The 7,707-nt window shown below is 51.6% G+C and carries 6 protein-coding genes; 4 read left to right on the plus strand and 2 right to left on the minus strand.

From position 1 onward, the window contains the following. Positions 1 to 205: 205 nt before the first annotated feature. The 3 genes from IBX50_RS15090 to IBX50_RS15100 all read left to right on the plus strand — a co-directional run bounded on the left by IBX50_RS15090 (position 206) and on the right by IBX50_RS15100 (position 4,241). Positions 206 to 2,359, plus strand: coding sequence for a hypothetical protein (locus IBX50_RS15090; RefSeq protein WP_292257122.1), 2,154 nt, complete (start codon positions 206 to 208; stop codon positions 2,357 to 2,359). After that, a complete protein-coding gene (locus tag IBX50_RS15095; protein ID WP_292257127.1) occupies positions 2,359 to 2,697 on the plus strand; it encodes a zinc ribbon domain-containing protein YjdM in 339 nt (112 codons plus the stop codon). The genes IBX50_RS15090 and IBX50_RS15095 overlap by 1 nt, the downstream gene beginning before the upstream one ends. Positions 2,698 to 2,873: 176 nt before the next feature. Continuing rightward, positions 2,874 to 4,241 carry a Fic family protein gene (locus IBX50_RS15100; RefSeq protein ID WP_292257123.1) on the plus strand — a complete coding sequence of 456 codons (1,368 nt, stop codon included), beginning with the start codon at positions 2,874 to 2,876 and terminating at the stop codon, positions 4,239 to 4,241. On the opposite strand, the gene phrB is transcribed toward IBX50_RS15100, so the two are convergent. Together phrB and IBX50_RS15110 are read right to left on the minus strand one after the other, a co-directional pair. Next, the gene (gene phrB / locus IBX50_RS15105; protein ID WP_292257124.1) at positions 4,219 to 5,637 is read right to left on the minus strand and encodes a deoxyribodipyrimidine photo-lyase; all 1,419 of its coding nucleotides are present in this window, start codon (positions 5,635 to 5,637) and stop codon (positions 4,219 to 4,221) included. The two genes, IBX50_RS15100 and phrB, sit on opposite strands and share 23 nt — an antisense overlap. Next, positions 5,634 to 6,458, minus strand: a complete 825-nt coding sequence (locus IBX50_RS15110) for a MerR family transcriptional regulator (protein WP_292257125.1) — start codon at positions 6,456 to 6,458, stop codon at positions 5,634 to 5,636. The genes phrB and IBX50_RS15110 overlap by 4 nt, the downstream gene beginning before the upstream one ends. Positions 6,459 to 6,762: 304 nt before the next feature. Between IBX50_RS15110 and IBX50_RS15115 the strand changes: the two genes are divergently transcribed. Beyond that, positions 6,763 to 7,647, plus strand: coding sequence for a TIGR01777 family oxidoreductase (locus tag IBX50_RS15115; RefSeq protein WP_292257126.1), 885 nt, complete (start codon positions 6,763 to 6,765; stop codon positions 7,645 to 7,647). Positions 7,648 to 7,707: the final 60 nt, after the last annotated feature.

The raw sequence follows: 7,707 nt of genomic DNA on the forward strand, positions 1-7,707 counted from the left end.
TCAGCCGGTTGAAATGACCGTGGGTAATGACACCTTCACGGCTTTCCCCTGGGAGCAGACCGACAAGGCAGCAGCATTAAAAGCAGATGCTGGGCTGTAATAATTCGTAAAAATATTGCCGCCTAGTGTTTCGGCGACAAGTTGTTATGATCAATACCCCGAGGCCTCGGCTTCGGGGTATTTTTTTCAGGTGAAGGAGTCACAGATGTCTTTAACCAGCGATGTAATACAAACCCAGAATCATGCACCCCGCTTGCAACCGGTGTTCAGTGTGCTGGTCGCTGGTCATCGGCAGCAGCGCTTGCAGCCGGATGGAGTCGATGCTGACTTGCTGGAGCAGCGGCAGTGCGACCTGCAGAGTGATATGAAAGGCCTGCTGGATCGTATCAGGCTGGCTGCTACGGATACCTTTGAGCAAGTACAGGAAGTTTATGCCGATGTTCCGCCCCTGACCCGTATGATCACTGGATCGGGCAATGGTGCTGATGCACTGGGTGCCCAGCTGGCTGTTGAGTGTGGTTATGAGCTGGATTATCTGTTGCCTCGCGCCAGTCAGCAGGCGGTGGATGCGCCCACTGCGGCTCGCGGGGTGGCAATGCAGATGCAGCCGGTTGATGGTGCCGTCGATCTTTCAGAAGCGGATTATCGCTTACGGGATCGTCTGGCATTAAGTTTCAGTGATCTACTGGTGGCAGTCTGGGATGGTCAGGAACCGCAGAACCTGAGCAGCGGTACATCGTTGATGATTCGTGAAGCCCTGTTACGACGGACACCAACCTGCATTCTGCTGTTGCCCCCAAATGCCGATGCACCACAACTGCTTTGGCTGGATTTACAAAAGCTGACAGATGCCTGGTTAACTGAGGTGGAGGTGCTGGGCTGTAACGCTGACCTATTGCTGCAGGTTTTTGATGAATTACCGCTGGATGCCCCTGTAACTGACCAGCGTTTACGTCAGTGGATGGATATCCTGCTGGTGCCTTTTCGTCCGGCCTTACAACCAGACAATGCCGAACGAACTCTGCTAAAACGTATTGAGCAACAGCGCTCGGTCAGTCGGTATCTGCTGCAATGGCTGTTCTGGTGGTTGCACGGCAGGGGTTGGCGCAAGCAAATCACAGAACGCCCACTGCCGTTAATAGAGTGGATCAAGGGCAGTTGGTTATGGCTGAACATCATGCTCAACCCACCCCAGAAGAGTCAGCCACTGCGGGTGATGGAGATACTGCATACCGAGGTGCGTCAGTACACTCGTCAGGAGCGCATGATTAGTCGGGCGCACGGTTTTTTTTCCGGTTTGGCCAAGCTGGATCTTGGCTCTGCCATTCAGGCCTTGTTCCGGCCACCTTGTTATCAGGGTTATGGCAATATCAGTGCCGATGCCATGGCGGATGTGCCCAATCCAATTCAGGAGCCAAAGCTGGAGCAGGTATTTAACTGGTCGGATACTCAGGCGCGGGTATTTGCCACCCGTTACCGGGATGACACCTGGCTGATTTATTATGCAGCGGCTTTTGCAGTTTTTTGTGCGGTCGCAGGTGCCATTCATCTCTGGCCTGCACCGAGTACCGGCGTCCCGTTTATCTGGGTGTTTCTGGAATTTATCCTGCTGCATTTTATTGTGCGGCGGGTGTTGCAATCCCGCTTCCTTAATTTTCATGGTCGCTGGATGAGTTTTCGTTTTATTGCTGAACAGGTGCGTTATCTGCGGCTGGGTTATCCGCTGCTGGTATTACCGAACAGTTATTCGGTGCCAGTCTGGGAGCCGGTGGTGGAACGGGGTCGTATTGAGTTGCGATTAAAATCAGCAGAGGCCTGGATTCTGCAGCGGTTATTGATTGCAGAGGGTTTGCCGCGCTGTGCTTCCGGCCAGCCAATTTATGGCATGACTGAACACAACACTGAAACACTGCAATACATCCGCGCAGTACTTGAGGAACATCGCCACTATTACCTGAATAGTTACCATCACCTGCACCGGGAGCATACCTACCTGCACCGGCTGGCTTTTGGTTTGTTCACCCTGACTTTTCTTGCAGTGACCATTCACTTCTTTTTTACCCTGCCGGCAATTCTGATTTTTACCGGTTTTTTTCCGGCCTGGGGTGCAGCCATTCATGGTATCCTTAGCCAGAACGAGGTGGTACGGGTGTCGTCCATGGCGGCACAAGTGTGGCGAGAATTAACCACTTTAAAAGAAGCTTTTGAGCTGCACGAACATTTGGCAGGACGCGCTTCCAGCTGGCAACGTACCCAGCAGCTACGAGAGCTGGTGGGTGCGGCATCCGGCATCCTGTCTAATGAAAACCAGTACTGGCGCTCGTTATTCCAGCATAACCAACCGGATCTACCTGCATGATGACTAATCTACCCCCCTGCCCTGCCTGCGGTTCTGAATACACCTATGATGATGGCATTCAATATGTCTGCCCGGAATGCGCCCACGAATGGTCAAAGGATGGCGATGCTGCCACTGAAGACGTAAAAATCATCAAGGATGCCAATGGCAATCCGCTGGTGGATGGTGACACGGTGACCGTTATCAAAGACCTGAAAGTGAAGGGTTCTTCACTGGTGGTGAAAGTGGGCACCAAGGTCAAAAACATCCGCCTGGTGGATGGTGATCATGACATCGACTGCAAAATTGATGGTATTGGTGCCATGAAACTAAAGTCCGAATTTGTCAAAAAGGTGTGATCCTCTTTTAAATCTGCTGGCTCGTCACAGGCTATCTTGTGTCGAGTCATCAGGTTTGCCAGCATATCTTGTGATTTATTGCGCCGCCTCTTGTTTATACTAAAATTTGAAAAATTAGTAGATTGCTCGTAAAAAGCTATTTATACTAATTTTAATTATTTTAGTAGGTGTGTGCCATGAAGCTTCCGTTAACCCCCCCCGATCAAAATACCTTCCTGCAGCGATTGTTATCGCAGCAGCCGGAGCAGCTTGCCCAACTTTTAATGACCGGTATTGGCCCTTGTGATGCCAAGGGACAATATCTGCACTGGGATAAGCTGCGTCACTTGAATCCACCTGCGGGCATGACACCGGAACTTCACTGGGCCGCCATCAAAATGGCCAGGAAAAAACTGTCCAGAAGTGTGCCGCTGTATAACAAAAATCAGCAGGCATTCAGCTATTGTATTCCTGATACTTTGATGCGGCATCTGCTCTGGATCAGTGAGCAGGCAACAGGATCCATCGAGGCAGATGGAGTCGTTCGTGATACAAAAATCCGGCAACAATATCTGATCAGCAGTTTGATGGAGGAGTCCATCAGCTCCAGTCAACTGGAGGGAGCATCAACAACTCGAAGGGTTGCGAAGGAGTTGCTGCGCAGTGGGCGCAAGCCAATGGATCACTCTGAACAGATGATCGTCAACAACTACCGGGCGATGCAGTTCATTCGGGAATATCGGTATGAGCAGCTGACTCCTTTGTTGGTGTTTGAGCTGCACAGAATTTTGACCGAAGGCACCCTGGATGCGGCAGATCAGGATAAAGCGGGGCAGTTCAGAACATCAGCAGATGATATCTGTGTTTTTTCGCAGGATGACGTATTATTGCATGTTCCGCCAAAGTCTGTGGAGCTGGAACAGCGGCTGCAAGCGGTGTGTGATTTTGCTAATGCCCTGGATGAAACGGATGATCAGTTCATTCCGCCGATTATCAGAGCCATTATTGTTCATTTCATGATGGGGTACGACCACCCGTTTGTGGATGGTAATGGGCGTACTGCTCGGGCGTTATTTTACTGGATCATGTCCAGGGCCAATTACTGGTTGATGGAGTACATCTCCATTTCCAGGGTGATCAGAAAAGCACCGGCACGCTATATGAAAGCCTATTTGTATACAGAAACCGATGATAATGATCTGACGTATTTCCTTGATCATCAATTAGAGGTGATCCGGGAAGCTATTAATGATCTGCACCAGTACCTGTCCAGAAAAATGCAGGAGCAACGGGAATCTGAGAATGTACTGAACCGTTCCTCGTTACAGGGTCGGTTAAATCATCGGCAGCGGGCATTGCTGGAACATGCCCTCAAGCATCCCGGTCACGAATACACTATCCGAGAGCATCAGACGGCACATGATGTGGTCTACCAGACGGCACGTACGGACCTGATGACTCTGTCTGACCACTTTCGATTATTACGTAAACACAAGATCGGCAAAAAGGATGTGTTTATTGCACCCGCTGACCTGAACCGTATTATCTCGAAAATGCCTGCATAACCCTTTCTCGTGCCATTTTTAAATCCACAATGGGTTGTGGATAGTTTGGGCTGCCAAACAAATCCACTTTATCCACAGGGGGTTGATGGATGGCTTTGTTATCCAGGTGTGCCAGTTCCGGTAACCAGTGACGGATAAAGAGACCCTGGTGGTCAAACTTTTTTGACTGGCTGTAAGGATTAAACAGGCGGAAGTAGGGTACTGCATCGGTGCCGGTCGAGGCTGCCCACTGCCAACCGCCGTTGTTGGCTGCCAGATCTGCATCCACCAGATGCTGCATAAAAAAGGCTTCGCCCACTCGCCAATCAATCAGCAGGTGTTTACTTAAAAACATCGCACTCAGCATCCGCAGGCGGTTGTGCATCCAGCCGGTGTGCAGCAGCTGGCGCATGGCTGCATCCACCAGCGGAAACCCCGTTTGCCCGGTTTGCCAGGCTTGTAAATCCCGCTGCGCCTTGCTGTTTTCGAGTGAACGCCAGGGTAGGTGCTCGGTATCTTTTTTGAAGGCTTTGCCACGGCTGACACGCGGAAAACCAATTAAGAGATGGCGATAAAACTCCCGCCACACCAACTCGGACACCCAGCAACCGGCGCCAGTGGTTTTATCCTGAATACGACCTTGTGATGCCAGATGTGCGGCAGCCAGGCACTGGCGTGAAGAAATCACACCCGCAGCTAGCCAGGGTGACAGACTGCTGGTGCCGTTAATCGCCGGAAAATCCCGTTGTGTTTGATAGTCTGGAAGTGAAGAGGCACAAAAATCTTCCAGCCTTTGGTGGGCAGCGGCTTCACCAGCAGGCCAGAACACCAGCGCAGGATGATCAGGGCTGGTAGGAAGCGCATCACTGTTTAACCCGGTGGGTTGCTGGGGTGCCGGCTCAGGCAGGGGAGTCCACTGTTCCGTGCGCAGCTGGCTTAGCCAGTTGCGATAAAAGGGAGTAAAAACGGTGTAATAATCACCCTTGCCGGTTCGGATACTGCCGGGGGTAAAAGCCACTTGATCCGTGAAGCGTTGAACGGTCAAACCGGCTTGTTTAAAGCTGCTTTCAACCTGTATATCCCGTTGTTGTTCATTCCATTCGTATTCATCATTAAACAGCAGGTGGCTGGCATTCAGTTGTTTTGCCAACTGCAACAGGGCTTGATCATTGTTGGAAAAATCGACTTGTTCCAGCAGCAACAAGGGAATATTCAGCCGCGCCAGCCGTTGTTGTAATGCTTGCAGGTTGTTGAGTACAAAGGCGGTTTTGAGTGTGCCCCAGCCATGCTGCTGCCATTGTTGCAAGGTCGGGATAAATACCGCCACCACTTCACCCTGCTGACAGGCTTGATGAAGTGCAGGGTTATCTTCGGTACGCAGGTCTGAACGAAACCAGACCAGTTGGCGAGATTTCATGTTTTGTCACGCAGCAGACCATACAGGGTGACCGAGTTGATCTGTTCCAGTTGACTGGTTTCCACACAGGGTGCGGAACATTTTTCTTTGAGTTGTTGTAATTGTTGTTGTGAATAATCACCGGAACCCAGCAGCAGCAGTCTGGGTTTAAGTCGAACAGCAACCTGCAGCAGTTCGTTAAAATGGATGGCTTGATCCAGCCAGAAAACCTCAAAATCCAGATCACTCAGTGCCAGCAAAGTCAGCAGTTGCTGTTGCTGATCTTCACCAGTACGCAACAATAACAGGCGTGGACCGGCCAGCAGTTTGCGGCGGTTTTGCAGTCGCTCACCAATACGGTTTCTCAGGTAACGAATCAGCAAGCCGTAGCTGGCAGAATCTGTAGGCAGGCTGCGCAACAAGGGACTAAATACATCATCGGCCAGCTGGCTGGCAGGCCAGCGAGTGAAGGCATCACAGAAAAGCCGATCCAGCGCATCTTCATCCAGCTGTTGCAGGGTCTGTTGGAATTGCTCACGCAGTGCCTGCCAGTCACCGGCAGGCTCAATTGGTCGGTTGGCTTCAGGGGGTTGATCCAGCAGATCGCCCACCTGACTGATGGTGACACCCTTGTCCATCCATTGCAGGATACGGCGAACATTCTCGATATCTGTAGTGGAGTAAAGCCGGTGACCCTTGGGAGTGCGCTGAGGTGTGATCAGCCCATAACGTCTTTCCCATGCACGCAAGGTGACGGTGTTAACACCGGTCAGACGAGAAACCTCACGGATAGGATACAGCGGGCTAGTGTTGCCTTGCTCCGCTTCGGGGTCGTGCGCCATTTTGATCTCCATCGGGTCGGTTGCTGCGCCGGTATTTTGCTGCAAGTTTACCTGAATACAGGCTTAAAAACAGTGAGGGTATAGCTATTGTACAAGCCTGCTCAGTTGTTGCCCCAAAGTCAGCGAACTCATGCGTGCCAAGGGGTAGCAATGCTGTTGATCAACACTGGCCACCCAGGCGAGGTGATGAAGTCACAAGGTGATCCTGTTTTTTCTGTTGATCATGCGCATAGCTTAGTGGCGCTTTGCGATTTGTTCAAGTATTGTATAGATAATGTACATATAATTCAGGCGGGAGAAAGTGATGCGTATACTCATAACGGGTGGAACAGGCTTTATTGGTCAGGCGCTTTGTCCTTTACTGGCTCAACAGGGTCATCAGCTGGTGCTGTGGACTCGGCAGCTGAAACCGAACTTGCCTGTGGGTGTTACTGATTACGTACAGCAACTGGATGAGCTGGAGCCTGATTCGATTCAGGCGGTCATCAATCTGGCCGGTGCTGGCATAGCGGATCAGCGCTGGAACGAGCAGCGCAAAAAGCTGCTGGTGGATTCGCGGGTGAATACCACTCGCCAGCTGGTGGCTTGGATGGCAAAACAAACCTTACGACCCCAGGTGCTGGTGTCTGCTTCTGCTGTGGGTTATTACGGTGAGCAGGGTGACGCAGAAATCACCGAGGCAACCCCGCCAACGCCCGGTTTTACCCATGATTTATGTGCAGCCTGGGAGGCTGCGGCGCTGGAAGCCGAAGCACTGGATGTACGGGTATGCCTGGTGCGTACCGGAGTGGTACTGGCGCCTGAAGGGGGATCGCTGAAAAAAATGCTACCCGCTTTTCGTTTTGGGCTGGGTGGCCCGCTGGGTGAAGGTAAGCACTGGTTCCCCTGGATACACCGCAAGGACATGGCGCGTATTTACACCTGGTTGTTAACCCACGAATCCGCGCAGGGTGTTTATAACGCCTCGGCACCGGAACCCGTCACCAATGCAGACTTTACTCGGTTACTGGGAAAGGCATTACACCGCCCAACCCTGTTGCCGATGCCGGAAAAAGTATTGAAGCTGTTGTTTGGTGAAATGGCAGACCTGCTGCTGGTCAGTGATCGTATGCTGCCAGAACGCCTGATGCAGGAAGGGTTTAGTTTTGACTACCCTCAGCTGGATCAGGCATTAAAGGATCTGCTGTGATTTCTTTGCGTGGTAGGCATAGCGCATAACCGCGCATAACCGCGCATAACCGCGCATAAC

It is taken from the genome of Marinospirillum sp. (assembly GCF_014859565.1).

Excerpts from the sequence above, each read along its gene's own strand:
- IBX50_RS15095 (WP_292257127.1), top strand. The coding sequence starts at position 2,359 with ATGACTAATCTACCCCCCTGCCCTGCCTGCGGTTCTGAATACACCTAT.
- phrB (WP_292257124.1), bottom strand. The coding sequence starts at position 5,637 with ATGAAATCTCGCCAACTGGTCTGGTTTCGTTCAGACCTGCGTACCGAA.
- IBX50_RS15110 (WP_292257125.1), bottom strand. The coding sequence starts at position 6,458 with ATGGCGCACGACCCCGAAGCGGAGCAAGGCAACACTAGCCCGCTGTAT.
- IBX50_RS15090 (WP_292257122.1), top strand. The coding sequence starts at position 206 with ATGTCTTTAACCAGCGATGTAATACAAACCCAGAATCATGCACCCCGC.
- IBX50_RS15100 (WP_292257123.1), top strand. The coding sequence starts at position 2,874 with ATGAAGCTTCCGTTAACCCCCCCCGATCAAAATACCTTCCTGCAGCGA.
- IBX50_RS15115 (WP_292257126.1), top strand. The coding sequence starts at position 6,763 with ATGCGTATACTCATAACGGGTGGAACAGGCTTTATTGGTCAGGCGCTT.